This window comes from Paenochrobactrum gallinarii (assembly GCF_014205685.1).
Taxonomy (GTDB): Bacteria; Pseudomonadota; Alphaproteobacteria; order Rhizobiales; family Rhizobiaceae; genus Paenochrobactrum; species Paenochrobactrum gallinarii.
The window spans coordinates 52,130-67,562 of the sequence record NZ_JACIIU010000009.1; the positions used below are offsets into that span (position 1 = coordinate 52,130).

The 15,433-nt window shown below is 51.9% G+C and carries 16 protein-coding genes; 12 read left to right on the top strand and 4 right to left on the bottom strand.

The annotated features are described in order from the left end of the window. The first annotated feature begins 9 nt into the window (after window positions 1-9). The 6 genes from paaB (at window position 10) to paaZ (ending at window position 5,718) form a co-directional block, all read left to right on the top strand. Window positions 10-294, top strand: coding sequence for a 1,2-phenylacetyl-CoA epoxidase subunit PaaB (gene paaB / locus FHS77_RS10155; protein WP_184222979.1), 285 nt, complete (start codon window positions 10-12; stop codon window positions 292-294). Further along, window positions 294-1,136 carry a 1,2-phenylacetyl-CoA epoxidase subunit PaaC gene (gene paaC, locus FHS77_RS10160; RefSeq protein WP_184222981.1) on the top strand — a complete coding sequence of 281 codons (843 nt, stop codon included), beginning with the start codon at window positions 294-296 and terminating at the stop codon, window positions 1,134-1,136. Before paaB ends, paaC begins: the two co-directional genes overlap by 1 nt. 4 nt (window positions 1,137-1,140) lie before the next feature. After that, window positions 1,141-1,662, top strand: a complete 522-nt coding sequence (paaD, locus tag FHS77_RS10165; RefSeq protein ID WP_184222982.1) for a 1,2-phenylacetyl-CoA epoxidase subunit PaaD — start codon at window positions 1,141-1,143, stop codon at window positions 1,660-1,662. An 89-nt stretch (window positions 1,663-1,751) separates the two neighbouring features. Then, entirely contained in the window at window positions 1,752-2,828 is a 1,077-nt protein-coding gene (gene paaE, locus FHS77_RS10170) for a 1,2-phenylacetyl-CoA epoxidase subunit PaaE (RefSeq protein WP_184222984.1), read from the top strand. Between the two features lie 11 nt (window positions 2,829-2,839). Then, window positions 2,840-3,592, top strand: a complete 753-nt coding sequence (locus FHS77_RS10175) for a Phenylacetic acid catabolic protein (RefSeq protein ID WP_184222986.1) — start codon at window positions 2,840-2,842, stop codon at window positions 3,590-3,592. 53 nt (window positions 3,593-3,645) lie between these two features. Continuing rightward, window positions 3,646-5,718, top strand: coding sequence for a phenylacetic acid degradation bifunctional protein PaaZ (gene paaZ / locus FHS77_RS10180; protein WP_184222988.1), 2,073 nt, complete (start codon window positions 3,646-3,648; stop codon window positions 5,716-5,718). Between the two features lie 62 nt (window positions 5,719-5,780). On the opposite strand, the gene FHS77_RS10185 is transcribed toward paaZ, so the two are convergent. From FHS77_RS10185 to paaG, 4 genes are all read right to left on the bottom strand, one after another. Beyond that, the gene (locus FHS77_RS10185; protein WP_184222990.1) at window positions 5,781-6,380 is read right to left on the bottom strand and encodes a TetR/AcrR family transcriptional regulator; all 600 of its coding nucleotides are present in this window, start codon (window positions 6,378-6,380) and stop codon (window positions 5,781-5,783) included. A 131-nt stretch (window positions 6,381-6,511) separates the two neighbouring features. Continuing rightward, on the bottom strand, window positions 6,512-7,822 hold the full coding sequence (gene paaK / locus FHS77_RS10190; protein ID WP_184222992.1) for a phenylacetate--CoA ligase PaaK: 1,311 nt from the start codon (window positions 7,820-7,822) through the stop codon (window positions 6,512-6,514). 60 nt (window positions 7,823-7,882) lie between these two features. Then, window positions 7,883-8,326 carry a hydroxyphenylacetyl-CoA thioesterase PaaI gene (gene paaI / locus FHS77_RS10195; RefSeq protein WP_184222994.1) on the bottom strand — a complete coding sequence of 148 codons (444 nt, stop codon included), beginning with the start codon at window positions 8,324-8,326 and terminating at the stop codon, window positions 7,883-7,885. After that, window positions 8,323-9,111, bottom strand: a complete 789-nt coding sequence (gene paaG / locus FHS77_RS10200; RefSeq protein WP_184222995.1) for a 2-(1,2-epoxy-1,2-dihydrophenyl)acetyl-CoA isomerase PaaG — start codon at window positions 9,109-9,111, stop codon at window positions 8,323-8,325. The genes paaI and paaG overlap by 4 nt, the downstream gene beginning before the upstream one ends. A gap of 106 nt (window positions 9,112-9,217) precedes the next feature. On the opposite strand from paaG, the gene paaN reads away from it, so the two are divergent. The 6 genes from paaN (at window position 9,218) to FHS77_RS10230 (ending at window position 15,432) form a co-directional block, all read left to right on the top strand. Continuing rightward, on the top strand, window positions 9,218-10,861 hold the full coding sequence (gene paaN / locus FHS77_RS10205) for a phenylacetic acid degradation protein PaaN (protein ID WP_184222997.1): 1,644 nt from the start codon (window positions 9,218-9,220) through the stop codon (window positions 10,859-10,861). Between the two features lie 28 nt (window positions 10,862-10,889). Beyond that, on the top strand, window positions 10,890-12,032 hold the full coding sequence (locus FHS77_RS10210) for an ABC transporter substrate-binding protein (protein ID WP_184223061.1): 1,143 nt from the start codon (window positions 10,890-10,892) through the stop codon (window positions 12,030-12,032). A 95-nt stretch (window positions 12,033-12,127) separates the two neighbouring features. After that, window positions 12,128-13,000: a branched-chain amino acid ABC transporter permease gene (locus FHS77_RS10215; RefSeq protein WP_184222999.1), complete on the top strand. Its 873-nt coding sequence runs from the start codon at window positions 12,128-12,130 to the stop codon at window positions 12,998-13,000. Further along, window positions 13,000-13,959 carry a branched-chain amino acid ABC transporter permease gene (locus FHS77_RS10220; RefSeq protein ID WP_184223001.1) on the top strand — a complete coding sequence of 320 codons (960 nt, stop codon included), beginning with the start codon at window positions 13,000-13,002 and terminating at the stop codon, window positions 13,957-13,959. Before FHS77_RS10215 ends, FHS77_RS10220 begins: the two co-directional genes overlap by 1 nt. Beyond that, the gene (locus FHS77_RS10225; protein ID WP_184223003.1) at window positions 13,956-14,744 is read left to right on the top strand and encodes an ABC transporter ATP-binding protein; all 789 of its coding nucleotides are present in this window, start codon (window positions 13,956-13,958) and stop codon (window positions 14,742-14,744) included. The genes FHS77_RS10220 and FHS77_RS10225 overlap by 4 nt, the downstream gene beginning before the upstream one ends. Beyond that, window positions 14,731-15,432, top strand: a complete 702-nt coding sequence (locus FHS77_RS10230; RefSeq protein ID WP_184223005.1) for an ABC transporter ATP-binding protein — start codon at window positions 14,731-14,733, stop codon at window positions 15,430-15,432. The genes FHS77_RS10225 and FHS77_RS10230 overlap by 14 nt, the downstream gene beginning before the upstream one ends. Window position 15,433 lies beyond the last annotated feature (1 nt).

The window sequence follows — 15,433 nt, forward strand, 5'->3', positions numbered from 1 at the left end:
AACACACCCATGTCAAAAGAATGGCCACTCTGGGAGATCTTCATTCGCGGTCAGCACGGCCTCAACCATCGTCATGTCGGCAGCCTTCATGCGCCCGACGCTGCAATGGCCATCAACAATGCCCGCGATGTTTACACCCGCCGCAATGAAGGCGTATCAATCTGGGCTGTGCGCTCTGATGATATTGTTGCTTCAAGCCCGTCGGACAAAGGCCCGCTTTTCGAGCCTTCCAACAGCAAAGTCTACCGCCATCCGACATTCTTCGATATTCCTGAAGAAGTGGGGAGCATGTAATGAGCGCAGCACACGGCAAAACAGCGCCGGTACGTGACCGCGCCAGACAGGAAGAGATCGTACGCAATGTGCGCCCTCTTGCTGAACCAAAAAATGATCCGCTTTTTGAAACATTGCTACGCATCGGTGACAATACGCTGATCCTTGGCCACCGTGTTTCAGAATGGTGCGGCCATTCACCGGCATTGGAAGAAGATATTGCGCTGGCAAACGTAGCGCTTGATCTGATCGGCCAGACACAGCTTTGGCTTGGTCTTGCCGGTGAAGTGGAAGGCAAGGGCCGCTCGGCCGATGATCTGGCTTTCTTGCGTGACGGCTGGGATTTCAAAAACCTGCTGATCGTTGAGCGTCCGAACGGTGATTTCGGTCACACATTGATGCGCCAGTTTTTGTTTGATGCCTATCATCTGGAACTGTTGAAAGAGCTGAAGAAATCAACCGATCAGCGTATTGCTGATATTGCGGAAAAAGCAGCAAAAGAAGTTGCCTATCATCTGGAGCGCTCTTCTGATCTGGTTATCCGTCTGGGCGACGGAACAGCAACAAGCCACAAAATCATGCAGGATGCACTGGATGCATTGTGGTCTTATACTGGCGAGATGTTCAGCAGCGATGACAGTGACAAACAAGTCGCTGAGCAAGGTTTGGCACCCGATCCGGCAGATTTGCGCGGGAAATGGGAAGCTGTGATCCGCGCCGTGCTGAATGAAGCAACTCTGCGTATTCCGGATGGAAATTTTGCCCATCAAGGTGGCCGTCAGGGCGTACATACCGAGCATTTGGGACATTTGCTGACCCAGATGCAATGGTTGCAGCGCGCTTATCCTGGCGCCAGCTGGTAAGCCCATGCAGAACGCTGCCCGTCCCTCCGTTGACGAAGTCTGGGGCTGGCTCGCCGAGGTTCCGGATCCCGAAATCCCGGTTATCAGCCTGACAGATCTCGGTATTATCCGTGATGTCGAATGGCAGGATAATGAACTGGTCGTCACCGTCACACCCACTTATAGCGGCTGTCCGGCGACCAGTATCATTAATCTTGATATTGAAACGGCATTACGAGCCAAAGGCATTGAGCAATTGCGGCTGGAGCGCCGCCTGTCTCCGGCATGGACAACAGACTGGCTGACCGCAGAAGCGCGTGAAAAACTTCGCGCATACGGCATCACGCCACCGGTTGACGGCACCGCCGCTGACGGCGTTTTGCTTGACCGTGCGCGCAGCCTTTCCGGCGCCAATATGACGATCAGCTGCCCGCGCTGCTCATCAATCAATACCGAGAAGATCAGCCAATTCGGCTCCACGCCATGCAAGGCCAGCTATCGCTGCAAGGATTGTCTGGAGCCTTTCGATTATTTCAAATGCATCTGAAGATGCAATCCGGTTTCAAGTGCATCAACAAGATGCAGCCAAGTTTAATTGCATCCTCAGATGCAGGTCGGTTTTAAGAAAGACACCCAATGGCACGCTTTCACACCCTTAAAGTCACCGATATTCAACGCGATACGCGTGATGCTGTCGTCCTGACACTGGCTCCGCGTGATGAAGATCGCGAGCACTTTAATTTCACCCAAGGCCAGTACCTGACCTTCCGCCGTGCTTTTGACGGGGAAGAACTGCGCCGCAGCTATTCGATCTGTGCCGGTGTTGATGACGGCGTATTGCAGGTCGGCATCAAGCGCGTGGACGGCGGTGCATTCAGCACATGGGCCAATGAAAATCTTCAAAAAGGCGACGAGATCGAAGCTATGCCGCCAATGGGGCGCTTCTTTGCGCCACTGGCTGCCGATCAGGCTAAGCAATATCTGGGCTTTGCTGCCGGTTCCGGCATCACGCCTTTGCTTTCCATCATCAAAACCACCTTGGCGCGTGAGCCACATTCCCGCTTCACCTTGGTTTATGCCAATCGCCAGATCAGTTCGATCATGTTCCGCGAAGTGCTGGAAGACTTGAAAAACACCTATCTTGGCCGTTTTTCCGTTATTCACATCCTGCGTCAGGAAGGACAGGAAATTGACCTGTTTACCGGTCGTATTGATGAAGCGAAAATGAAAGATCTTTTCCGCGCATGGATTGACCCGAAAGCCATTGATACAGCTTTTATCTGTGGCCCAGAACCAATGATGCTGAGCGTTGCGGCAAGCCTGCGCGATCATGGTCTCAAAGACGAACAAATTAAATTTGAACTATTTGCATCCGGTCAGCAAGGCCGCGCCAAACAGCGTACGGTTTCCAAACAAGCCGTTAATGATGGCGCAGGCGTACAGGCAACGCTTACCCTTGACGGCACCACACGCAATTTTGAAATGCAACGCAATGGCGAAACCATTCTGGATGCGGCGCTCGCAAATAATCTTGATGCGCCATATTCCTGCAAAGCCGGTGTTTGCTCGACATGCCGCTGTAAAGTGCTGGAAGGCGAAGTGGAAATGGCCGTCAACCACGCGCTGGAAGATTATGAAGTGCGTGCAGGTTATGTGCTTTCCTGTCAGGCTTCTGTGCTCAGCGACCGCGTTGTCGTAACTTACGACGAATAAAGGAACATGCCATGACTGATCTGATGAATATCGAAGACTATCTGGCAAAAGGCGGTGTTTTGACCGCGCCAAACAATGTGCCGGCACGCTATCGCGGCGAATTGATGCGTATAATGTCGAGTTTCATCGACAGCGAATTGGCAGCCTCTGCCGGTTTTGCCTCGTCGATTAACTTTGCACCAGCCATCAAAGAGCGCATTGCTGCCAGCCGCATCACGCTTGAAAAAGCCGATCACGCCGAGCGTGTACTCAATATTATGGGCGATTTCGGCACTGACAAGCGCCGCTATCAATCCCAATATGATTGGGCCGCGCGCGTTGAACGCGACAGCGATTTAGGGCAGGTGCGCAAAGAAGGCGATATGCGCGTATCCGTCTTTCATTACCCGATCATCAGCTGGACTGATGCGGTGGTGATGAACGTGCTGCAAGGCTTGGCGACCAGTGTTTTGATGACCGAATTTACCCGCATTTCCTATGCGCCATTGGCTGAAGTTTTCCGCGAGATTGCCCCGCGCGAAATGCGTCATATGCAGCTTGGCCTTGAGGGTTTGACCGAAATCGTCACCACCGAAGAAGGCCGCGCAGAAGCGAAAAAGTCGGTTTCTTACTGGCTTCCTCGCGTGGCAGCCGGTTTTGGTGATCCGAATTCTGATCGCTTTGAAATTTTAAGCCGCTTTGGCCTGCGCCATAGCTCCAACAAAGATTTACTGGCGCAATGGAATGCTGAATGCAGCAAAACGCTGGCAGCGCTTGGTCTTTGATAAGGGCGCTTTAACAGCGCCCTGCCCCCATTAGAAATTTGGAAGGAAACGCAATGAGCAATACGGCTGTTCAGCCTCGCCGCCTTGAAAGCTATGTTTATGGCAGCTGGGTCGCAGGCACAAAAGAAGGGCAAACGCTTCTCGATGCCGCAACAGGCGTACCGGTTGCACAGATCGATTCAACCGGCATTAACTTTGCCGATGTTTTGGATTATGGCCGCAAAGTTGCAGCGCCAAAACTGCAAGCAATGACCTTCCACGAGCGCGCCCAGCTTCTTAAAGAGCTTGGCCAGCTGCTGATGGCACAAAAAGAGGAATTCTACACCGAGAGCCTGCATACCGGTGCGACGCGCCCTGACGCCTGGGTGGATATTGAAGGCGGTATCGGCACGATGCTGACCTTCTCATCAAAGGGTCGCCGTGAGCTGCCAAACACCCGAGTGCTCACTGAAGGTGATATTGAACCGCTTTCACGCGATGGAAGCTTTTTAGGCCAGCATATTCTCACCCCGCTTCAGGGCGTGGCCGTGCATATCAATGCTTACAACTTCCCGATCTGGGGCATGTTGGAAAAAATCGCACCAACGCTCATTGCCGGTGTGCCTTGCATTGTTAAACCTGCCAGCCAGACCGCCTATCTGACCGAGCTGATGGTACGCCGCATTATCGAAAGCGGTATTCTGCCGGAAGGTGCTTTGCAGCTGATCTGCGGTTCGGTCGGCAATATGCTTGACCATGTGACCGAGCAGGATGCGGTGACTTTCACTGGATCAGCCAAAGTTGGCCGTATGTTGAAAAATCATCCGGCAATTGTTGCAAACTCAACCCGCTTCACCATGGAAGCCGACAGTCTGAACGCCTCGATTTTGGGCGAAGATGCGGTTGCCGGCACGCCGGAATTTGATCTTTTCGTCAAGGAAGTCGCACGCGAAATGACTTCCAAGGCTGGGCAGAAATGCACCGCCATTCGCCGTGTTATCGCACCGCGTGCGCAAGTTGATGCATTGATTGCTGCGCTGCGTGACCGTTTGGGCAAAACCGCCGTTGGCTTGCCGGGTGATGAAACCACCCGCATGGGCGCGCTTGCAAGCCTTGATCAGCGTGTGGAAGTGCGTGAACGCATTATCGAGCTGCAAAAAGGTGCCAGCATCGTTGCGGGCAATCCGGATCAGGTCAATGTCACTTCAGGTGATGCAGAAAAAGGCGCCTTCCTCAATCCGGTTCTGCTTTATGCTGACAAGCCGTTTGAAGCAGAAGCCATCCACGATGTGGAAGCCTTTGGCCCTGTATCAACTGTTATGGCTTATGATGATCTTGATGAAGCCATCGCGCTTGCACGCAAAGGCAAAGGCTCGCTCGTTTCATCCGTTTTCACCAATGATCCCAAGACTGCCGAGAAAGCCGTTCTCGGTGTCGCTGCGTGGCATGGCCGTGTGATGATTGGCAATCGTGATACTGCCAAATCATCCACCGGCCATGGTTCACCGCTTGCCGGTCTTATTCATGGCGGGCCGGGTCGTGCAGGCGGCGGCGAAGAAATGGGCGGCATTCGTGGTGTTAAGCATTTCATGCAGCGCACCGCTATTCAGGGCTCTCCTACCCTGCTTTCAGCGGTTACCGGACGCTGGATTGAAGGCGCACCAAGCTATCAGGGCGAACATCCGTTCCGCAAATCTTTGGCAGAACTTAAAATCGGCGATCAGCTGGTTACTGAAAAGCGCACCATCACTTTGGAAGATGTTGAGCATTTTGCTCATTTCACCGGTGATACTTTCTACGCGCATATGGATAGTGAAGCCGCCAAAGCCAATCCGTTCTTTGATGAACGCGTGGCACATGGCTATCTGATTGCAAGCTTTGCTGCCGGACTTTTCGTTCATCCTGATGCAGGGCCGGTGCTTGCCAATTACGGCGTTGATAATCTGCGTTTCCTCGTGCCGGTTTATTTCGGCGATACTTTGCAGGTACGCCTCACCTGCAAGCAAATCAATCCGCGCATGAACAGCCAGCATGGCGAAGTGCGCTGGGATTGCCGCGTCACCAACCAGCGTGATGACGTTGTTGCGCAATATGATGTTCTCACCATGGTTGCCAAAACCTGGCCACTGGCCGCAACACCTGCATAACAACAAAAAAGCGGAGCGCCTCCCACAAGCGCTCCGCTTTTATCATTCAGCCAAATAAAAAATTAACGTACGGCTTTGATGCCTTCCAAAATCAGCGTTGTCGCCACATCCGCATAATCTTCACGCGTGATCTTGCCGCCGTCTTTGAACCACATATAAACCCAGTTGATCATCCCAAACAGTGACATGGTAACGGGGGTAAGCAGCGGCCGCTCGGCATTGTCCAGATCAGGGTTAATCTCACGTAAAACTCTTGAGAACCGCTTAACAATACCGCGCTCAATCGTATAAATCTGCTGGCGTTTATCATCGGGCAAAGCCCATGCTGCATTCAGCTGCACTTTATGGGCGTTATCCGCTCCCTTATAACATTCAAGCACAGTGCCAACCAATTGACGCAGACGTTTTTGCGGCGGCAATGTTTCGTCATCCGCCTCTTCAATCGCAGCAACAAGATCTTCCAAATGGGTGGAGATGATGGCAAAAATCAGCTCTTCTTTGCTGGGATAATAATGATAAAGTAAAGATTTGGACACACTGGCATGTTTGGCAATCAGTGACATGGATGCTTTTTCCATCCCCACTTCTGCAAAAACTTCCGCGGCGCTCATCAGTAAACCACGTTGTTTTTCTTCAAAATCTGTGGCTCTGGTACGAGACATATTGCCCCCCTTATTCTTATAGTATCGTGCTTCATCAGCAAAAGATAAGGGGGCTAAAAGTGCCCCCTCATGCGATTATTAACTTTTCAAATCAAATTAGCAAAGTTGACTTAGCTATATTAGCATGGCCATTATTCAGCAGGGCGGTCATCCACAACGCGCTTGGCTTTGCCTTCAGAGCGCACCATTGAATTCGGGTCTTTAACAACCACTTGTGCCGAAACGCCAACAACGCTTTTAATATGATGTGACAATTCACGAGCTGATTTAGCACGTGCATTCTCATCTGTCATATCGGTTGTGCATTCTACATGAACAGTCATGCAATCCATACGACCAGTACGGGTCAGCTGGATCTGGAAATGCGGTGCAAGACCAGAGCATTTAAGAACCTGTTCTTCGATCTGGGTCGGGAACACGTTTACACCACGCAGGATGATCATGTCATCACTACGGCCGGTGATTTTTTCAATGCGGCGCATCGAGCGGGCGGTGCCTGGCAAAATACGGGTCAAATCGCGGGTGCGATAACGAACCATCGGCAGCGCTTCTTTGGTAAGTGTCGTGAACACCAATTCACCGACCTGACCATCAGGCAGCACTTCACCGGTCACCGGATCGATAATTTCTGGATAGAAATGATCTTCCCAAACATGAAGGCCATCTTTGGTTTCCACACATTCCATCGCCACACCCGGCCCCATCACTTCGGAAAGGCCATAAATGTCAACCGCATGCATGTTGAATGCATCTTCGATTTCTTCACGCATGGAATTTGTCCATGGTTCTGCACCGAAAATACCGATTTCCAACGAACTCTTACGCGGATCAAGACCCTGACGACGGAATTCATCGAGAATAGAGAGCATGTAGCTCGGTGTCACCATGATGATGCGCGGACGGAAGTCATTGATCAGGGTTACCTGACGCTCAGTCTGACCGCCGGACATCGGAATAACCGTACAGCCCAAGCGCTCCGCACCGTAATGCGCGCCGATACCACCGGTAAACAGGCCATAACCATAAGCATTATGCAGCATATCGCCGGAACGGCCGCCACCGGCACGGATGGAACGGGCAATCAAATTCGCCCAGTTATCAATGTCGGACTGTGAATAGCCAACAACAGTCGGCTTGCCGGTTGTGCCGGATGAACCGTGAATACGCACAACCTTGTTCTGTGGCACAGCAAACATGCCGAACGGATAAGTGTCGCGCAGATCTTGTTTATAAGTAAACGGAAATTTGGAAATGTCAGAGAGTGTTTTCAACTCTTCCGGATGCACATCAGCTTCGATAAAACGCTTGCGGTAGAACGGGGAATTTTCATAGCAATGCTTCAATGAACGCTTCATGCGATGGAACTGCAACGCTTCGATTTCATCGCGTGATGCAGTTTCAATAGGGTCAAGGATCTTGGGATCCGGTGCCATCGCTGTCATAATAACCTCCCTAGGGTAATAACTTGATGCGGTATCAGATGAGTGTCACGTCAAAGACATTCACTCAGGCACATGCGTTCCTTTAACGCTGCGCGACAAACCGCGAAATTCTGCAATATGCTCACCATCCTGATTGGAAACCCGAATATCATAGATGCCTGAGCGGCCGCGTCGGGAGACTTCACGCGCAACGGCTGTTAACCGATCCCCGATTTTTCCCGGATTGATAAAACTGACCGAGCAGCTTTGCGCTACAACCAGCTGATTATAGCTGTTGCAAGCAAACGCAAAAGCGCTGTCGGCAAGTGTAAAAATAAAGCCACCGTGACAATTACCATGTCCGTTCGACATGGTTTCGGTGAGTGTCATCGCCAGAGTAGCAGTACCTGGTGCAACGCTGACAAGCTCCATGCCCAAATTCTGGCTGGCTTTATCACCTGCCCACATGGCTTGTGCGGAAGCTTCGGCCAGTTCCTGCGGGGTCATATCTGCAACTTTTTTCATTTGCCCTTAAACTCCGCGGCACGTTTTTCCAAAAACGCTGTAACACCTTCAGCATAGTCAGCGCTTTTACCGGCTTTTTGCTGGGCATCACGTTCCAGATCCAACTGATCATCCAAAGAATTACTCGCAGACGCCTGAATAAGCTGCTTAGTCAAACCAAGGCCGAAAGTCGCACCTTTGGCAAGCTTACGTGCTGTCGCCAATGCTTCATCAAGCAATGTCTCATCATCAACAGCCTTCCAGATCAGCCCCCAAGAAGCTGCATCTTCTGCCGATAATGGCTCAGCCAACATGGTCAATGCCTTGGCGCGCGGCTCACCCAAAATACGGGTAAGATTAAATGTACCGCCAGCATCGGGAATAAGCCCGATTTTGGAAAAGGCTTGAATAAAACGGGCAGATTTTGCGGCAAAAACAATATCACAAGCAATGGCAATATTAGCGCCTGCACCGGCTGCCACACCATTGACCGCGCAGATAACCGGCTTGTTCAAAGCACGGATCAAACGCAATGTCGGATTATAAAAAGTTTCGAGCGTATTGCCCAAATCCGGCGCTGGCGTTCCTTTACGCGGATCGCGGTCGCCTAAATCCTGTCCGGCGCAAAAACCACGACCCGAACCTGTAATCAGCACTGCACGAACAGTCACATCATCATGTGCGCGCTGGATGCCGGCGCGCAGCGCCATGTGCATTTCTTCGTTAAATGAGTTCAGCTTTTCAGGGCGATTCAACGTCAAAGACAGAACGCCATCAGCCAGCTCTACAAGAACCGTATCCGACATATTTCAACTCCCTGCTCCATGATATTTGTGGAGCCCTCTTTTTTTGTTGCATAAACTGACCGGCCGGTCAATAATAATATGAAGAACGAGGAGGAACGTTTTCACGATGTTTTGGGATCGCCATTTACCGACACTCAATGCTGCTGGTGCAGCACTGTTAGCCCGTGAGTTCTGGACACCATATCCGGAAGTCCCGTCAGGCAAGATCTATGGCGAAACGGCCCGTGACGACGGATTAGCAAGCTATCAGGCACTTCTCAATAAGCCTTTCGATATTGCCGGCCACCCGGAAACTGCCCGTATCGGCGCCGAAATTTCTCCTTATGGCGACGCACTGGGAATCACTTATCCGGCCGCAGAACCGCAGGCATTAATCAATGCAGCCAATAAGATTGCCGATGCTTTTGCCGCTTCTGATGTCAAAATCCGCATCGGTGCGCTGCTTGAAACTTTAGCACGTTTAAACGCGCAAAGCTTCCTGATGGGCAATGCGGTGATGAACACCACCGGACAGGCTTTTCCGATGGCTTTTCAGGCCGGTGGCCCGCATGCACAAGACCGTGCCTTAGAAGCTGTTGCTGCTGCCTGGGCAGAAATGCAGCGCTTTCCGGCACAGGCTGTTTGGGAAAAGCCACAGGGCAAACAAGCACCTTTACGTCTTGAAAAACACTGGACACTGATTCCCTCCGGTCTTTCGCTTGCTATCGGCTGCAATACATTTCCAACGTGGAATTCATTCCCGGGTATTTTTGCAAGCCTTGCCACCGGTAATCCGGTGATCATCAAGCCGCATCCATCAGCAGTGCTGCCACTGGCACTTGCCGTTAAAACATTGCGCGAAGTGTTTGTTGAGGCAGGTCTGCCAGCTGATGCCGTTCTTTTGGCCGTTGATAGTGTCGATGCACCGATTGCCGACAAGCTGGCAACGCACAGCGATATCAAGCTGATTGACTATACCGGCTCCAATGCCTTTGGTGACTGGCTGCGTGGCAATGCTGTTCAGGCCAAGCTTTTCACCGAAGAAGCCGGTATCAACACTATCACCATTGCCGGCACTGATAATTTCCTTGCCATGGTCGATAATCTGGCTTTTGCGCTGTCACTTTATTCCGGTCAGATGTGCACCGCACCGCAGAATATTTATATTCCCGAAGGCGGCATTGAAACCGACGAAGGGCATAAAAGCTTTGACGATGTTGCCAAAGGTCTGGCCGATGCGATTGACCGTCTTGTCGCTGATCCGGCACGCGCTGCCGCCATTTGCGGTGCCATTGCCAATCCGGCCACATTAAGCCGCGTGGAAAAAGCCCGTTCGCTTGGCCGCATCATTCGTGATTCTGCGCCGCTTGATTATAAAAACAGCGCCACACCTTTGCTCATTGCCGTTGAAGCCGGTGATGAAGCCACCAAACATGAATGGTTCGGGCCAATCATGTTCGTTATTCCGGCTAAAGATGGCGATGCAGCCATCCAGACCGCATCCAGCCTTGCGCGTAAAAAGGGCGCCATCACAGCCGCCCTTTACGACACCAATGAGCCACGCATTCAACGGGCGGCAATCGCCTTTGCGCGCGGTGGCGTCAATCTGTCGGTCAATCTGACAGGCAATATCTTCGTCAACCAGTCAGCAGCCTTCAGTGATTTTCACGTAACCGGTGCCAATCCTGCGGGCAATGCCTGCCTGACCGATACAGCATTTGTTGCCAGCCGTTTTCACCACGCCATGTGGCGCCGGCCGGTCGCAGAATAACAAACACTCTGGGAGGAGTATCCTGATGATGAACTTTCTTAAAGCAACCGTTCCGGCCGCTGTACTTGCTCTTGCAATGACAGGTGCAGCTCATGCCGAAATCCGCATCGGCGCATCTGTTTCGGCCACAGGTCCGGCAGCATTCCTCGGCGATCCGGAATTTAAAACTCTGGAAATGCTGGTTGCAGAGCTGAATGAAAAAGGCGGCATCAACGGTGAACAAGTCAAACTCATCATGTATGATGATGGCGGCGATGCTAACAAAGCCCGTACTTTCGCCACCCGTCTGATTGAAGATGACGAAGTGGTTGCCATTATCGGCGGCACCACCACCGGCACATCCATGTCGATCTTGTCCGTGGCTGAAGATGCTGAAATTCCTTTCATCGCACTTGCCGGTGCAATTGAAATCATTCAGCCAGTGCGCCCTTACACTTTCAAAACCCCGCATACCGACCGTATGGCCTGCCAGAAAATCTATGAAGATATGGTCAAGCGCGGCTTCACCAAGATCGGCATGATTTCCGGCACTGACGGTTTTGGCGCTTCAATGGAAGCCCAGTGCAAAAACGTAGCACCAGATTATAAAATCGACATCGTCATCGATGAAACCTACGACCCTAAAGATGCGGATATGACCGCTCAGCTGACCAAAATCCGCAATGCGCCGGGTGTGCAGGCTGTGCTCAATCCGGGCTTTGGTCAGGGTCCTTCGATTGTAACCCGCAACTATCATCAGCTCGGCATCGAACTGCCGATGTATCAGTCGCATGGCGTTGCCTCTTCAGGCTTCATCAAACTGGCTGGTGAGCAAGCCGCTGAAGGCCTGCGTCTGCCGGGAACTGCCCTTTTGATCGCCGATCAGCTCGATGCAAGTGATCCGCAGCAGCCGCTCGTCACTGCTTATAAGGCGAAATTTGAAGAGCGTTATAAAATGCCGGTTGATACATTCGGCGGCTATGCGCATGACGCTCTTTTGATCGTGACCGATGCGATTACCCGTGCAGGTTCTGCTGAGCCTAAGGAAATCCGCGACGCCATTGAAAAAACCAGCGGTCTGGCCGGTGCGACAGGTATCTACACCTTCTCACCTGAAGACCATCTCGGCCTTGATCTGACAGCGTTCCGTATGCTCCAGATTAAAGACGGCGGCTGGACTGTAGCCGAATAATAATGACATCTGCATCCCGCCTGCGCCGATAATTCCGGCACAGGCGGGATCATGTCATCCGGCCTGTTATTTCTCCATTAAGACGCGGAGAGCTCATGTCAGAGTTTATGCAATTTCTCTCTTCAGGGGTAACTGTCGGTGCTGTTTATGCACTGATCGCCCTTGGTTTCACGATCATTTATAACGCATCCGATGTGGTCAATTTTGCTCAGGGCGAATTTGTCATGCTGGGTGGCATGATCACTTGGGCAGCTTATGCCGCGGGTTTACCCCTGCCGCTGGCCGCTCTCATTGCCATTGTTCTGACAGCGGCACTTGGCGTTGCGATCAATAAATTCGCAATCGAACCGGCGCGTGGTGCGCCAGTTGTTTCGCTGATTATCATCACCATCGGTGCTTCCGTTTTCATCCAAGGCGGTGCACAGATCATCTTTGATAAGCAGATCCATAGTTTTCCGGCTTTCTCCGGTGACAAACCACTCAACTTCCTGGGCGCCACAATCCAAACCCAGAGCTTGTGGGTCATCGGTGGTGCTTTGGTGGTGTTTATCGGTCTGTGGCTTTTCTTCACCCGCACCCTGTTGGGGCGCGCAGTGCTTGCCACATCCAATAATCGTCAGGCCGCGCAATTGGTCGGCATCAATACCACTTTCATCATGACACTGTCTTTTGCATTGTCGGCAGGTATTGGCGCACTGGCTGGTGTGCTTGCCACCCCAATCACCCTTGTTGCCTATAATGTGGGCATTGGTTTTGCGCTCAAAGGTTTTGCCGGCGCTATGCTTGGCGGCATGGGCAACCCAAAAGGCGCGCTGGCTGGTGGTTTTCTGATTGGCCTCATTGAAGCAATGACGGCTGGTTATATTTCATCCACCTATAAAGAAGCTGCCGCCTTCATCGTTATTCTTCTGGTGCTGTTCCTGATGCCGCAAGGCCTCTTCGGCAAGAAAACCACGGAGCGTGTCTGATGTCATTCATTTCACGCAAAAACGCCACCCTTTTGGTACTTTTCGCACTAATCGCACTGGCGCCTTTTTTCTTCCCTTCCGGCTTTTATTTCCGCATCGGCGCTATGGTATTCGTCAATAGCCTTGCGGTGCTTGGCATTGTCATTCTCACCGGCTATGCAGGGCAGATCAGCCTTGGTCACGCCGGCTTTGCCGGCATTGGCGGTTATGCCTGCGCCCTTGCACCTGTGCATTTAGGCATTCACCCTGGTGCTGCGGTTTTCTTAGGTGCTGCCATTTCCGCAATTATGGCCTACTTGGTCGGCCGTCCGATTTTGCGCCTCAAAGGCTATTATTTAGGCGTTGCCACCCTCGGCTTCGGCATTTTGATCTCGATGGTTTTGAGCAATGAGCGCGACCTCACCGGCGGCCCTGACGGTATGTCGGTGCCGGAACTGGGCTTGCGCGCGGTTTTGAAGAATATCGGTATCAACCTGTCGAATGGTGAGTTCTGGTATTATTTCTGCGGTTTCGTGCTGCTGATCGGCGCATGGATTGTGCTTAATCTTTATAACAGCCCGATGGGTCGCTCATTACGCGCTTTACACGGCTCAGAAATTGCTGCCCGCACAGTCGGCATTGATGTGGCACGCTATAAGTTGCTTGCCTTTGTTATTTCAGCCGTATTTGCGTCCGTTGCGGGCTCACTGATTGCTCTGCAAAACAAGTTTATCACGCCTGATATTGCCGGTTTCATGCATTCGATTGAAATGGTGACCATGGCGGTGCTTGGCGGTGCAGCTTCTGTGCTGGGTGCTATTTTGGGTGCAGCAATTTTAACCATTCTGCCGCAAATTCTCACCGTTTTTGCCGAATATGAACAGCTGATTTTAGGCCTTGTGATGATGCTGGTGATGATTTTCCTGCGTGAAGGTCTGCTGCCATCCATCGTCCGCAAATTCAAGGGAACCGGCGAATGACCCTGCTCTCAGTTGAAAATTTAGGCATCAGCTTTGGTGGTCTGAAAGCCGTTGATAATGTCAGCTTTCAGGTAAAACAAGGCGAAATCACATCCGTTATCGGGCCAAATGGCGCTGGCAAGACCACGCTGTTCAATATGATTTCCGGTGTTTATCAGCCATCGCAAGGCCGTGTGATGCTTAAAGGTGAAGATATTACCGGTATGCGTCCGGATTTGCTGGCACGCCGCGGTATGTCACGTACTTTTCAGAACCTGCAAATCTTCCAGAATATGACCGTGATTGAAAACGCCATTGCCGGCTTTCACTTAAGTGAACGCGGTTCGGTTCTGGCAGATCTGCTCAACTTTCCATCATCCCATCGCAGATCCGCCAAGGCACGCGAAGGCGCGATGGAACTGCTGAAAAAGGTCGGCCTTGAACGCGCCGCAGAACGGGAAGCGGGAAACCTATCCTATGGCTCATTGAAGCGCCTTGAAATTGCCCGCGCTTTGGCACTCAATCCGGCTGTACTGCTGCTTGATGAGCCTGCTGCTGGTTGTAATGCCGTTGAAACCGATGAAATCGACCAATTAATTGCCGATGTGGCAGCGTCCGGTGTCGCGATTTTGCTGGTAGAACATGACATGAAAATGGTCATGCGCATTTCCAATCATATCGTCGTTCTCGATCACGGCCAAAAGCTCACCGAAGGCTTGCCTGCCGAGGTCAGTCGTAATCCGGCAGTGATTGCCGCTTATCTCGGCGCAGAATTCAACGAGGAGACCGCCCATGCTGACAGTTGAGGGCTTACGCTCACGTTACGGGCGCATTGAAGTTTTACACGGCATCAATCTCACCGTCGATTCCGGCGAGATTGTCACTGTTGTGGGTGCTAATGGTGCGGGTAAAACCACATTATTGCGCTGCCTTTCTGGTTTGCAGCCCGTTTCTGAAGGTTCAATCAACTTTCGTGGCGAGACAATCACCAATCTGGCAGCGTTTCGCCGCCCTTCGCGCGGGCTGACACAATCCCCCGAAGGTCGTCAGATTTTCACCAATCTTTCGGTAGAGGAAAACCTGCGTCTTGGCGCTTTCCTCTTCCGTGACGATCAGGTGGAAAAAGATATGGCCGATGCTTTTGCCATGTTCCCTATCCTGAAAGAAAAGCGCAATCTTCCAGCCGGCGGCCTTTCCGGCGGCCAGCAGCAAATGCTTGCTATGGCGCGCGCTTTGATGGGCCGTCCGGCTTGTTTACTGCTGGATGAACCGTCCATGGGGCTTGCACCAATCATTGTTCAGCAGATTTTTGATGTGGTCAGCAATTTGAAAACTTTAGGCGTCACCATTCTGCTGGTGGAACAAAATGCCTATGGTGCGTTGAAAATTGCCGATCGGGGTTATGTGATGGAAACCGGTAACATCACAATGCAGGGTTCTGCCGAAGAGCTGATTGCCGACCCTAAAATCCGGGAAGCTTATTTGGGAATTTGAT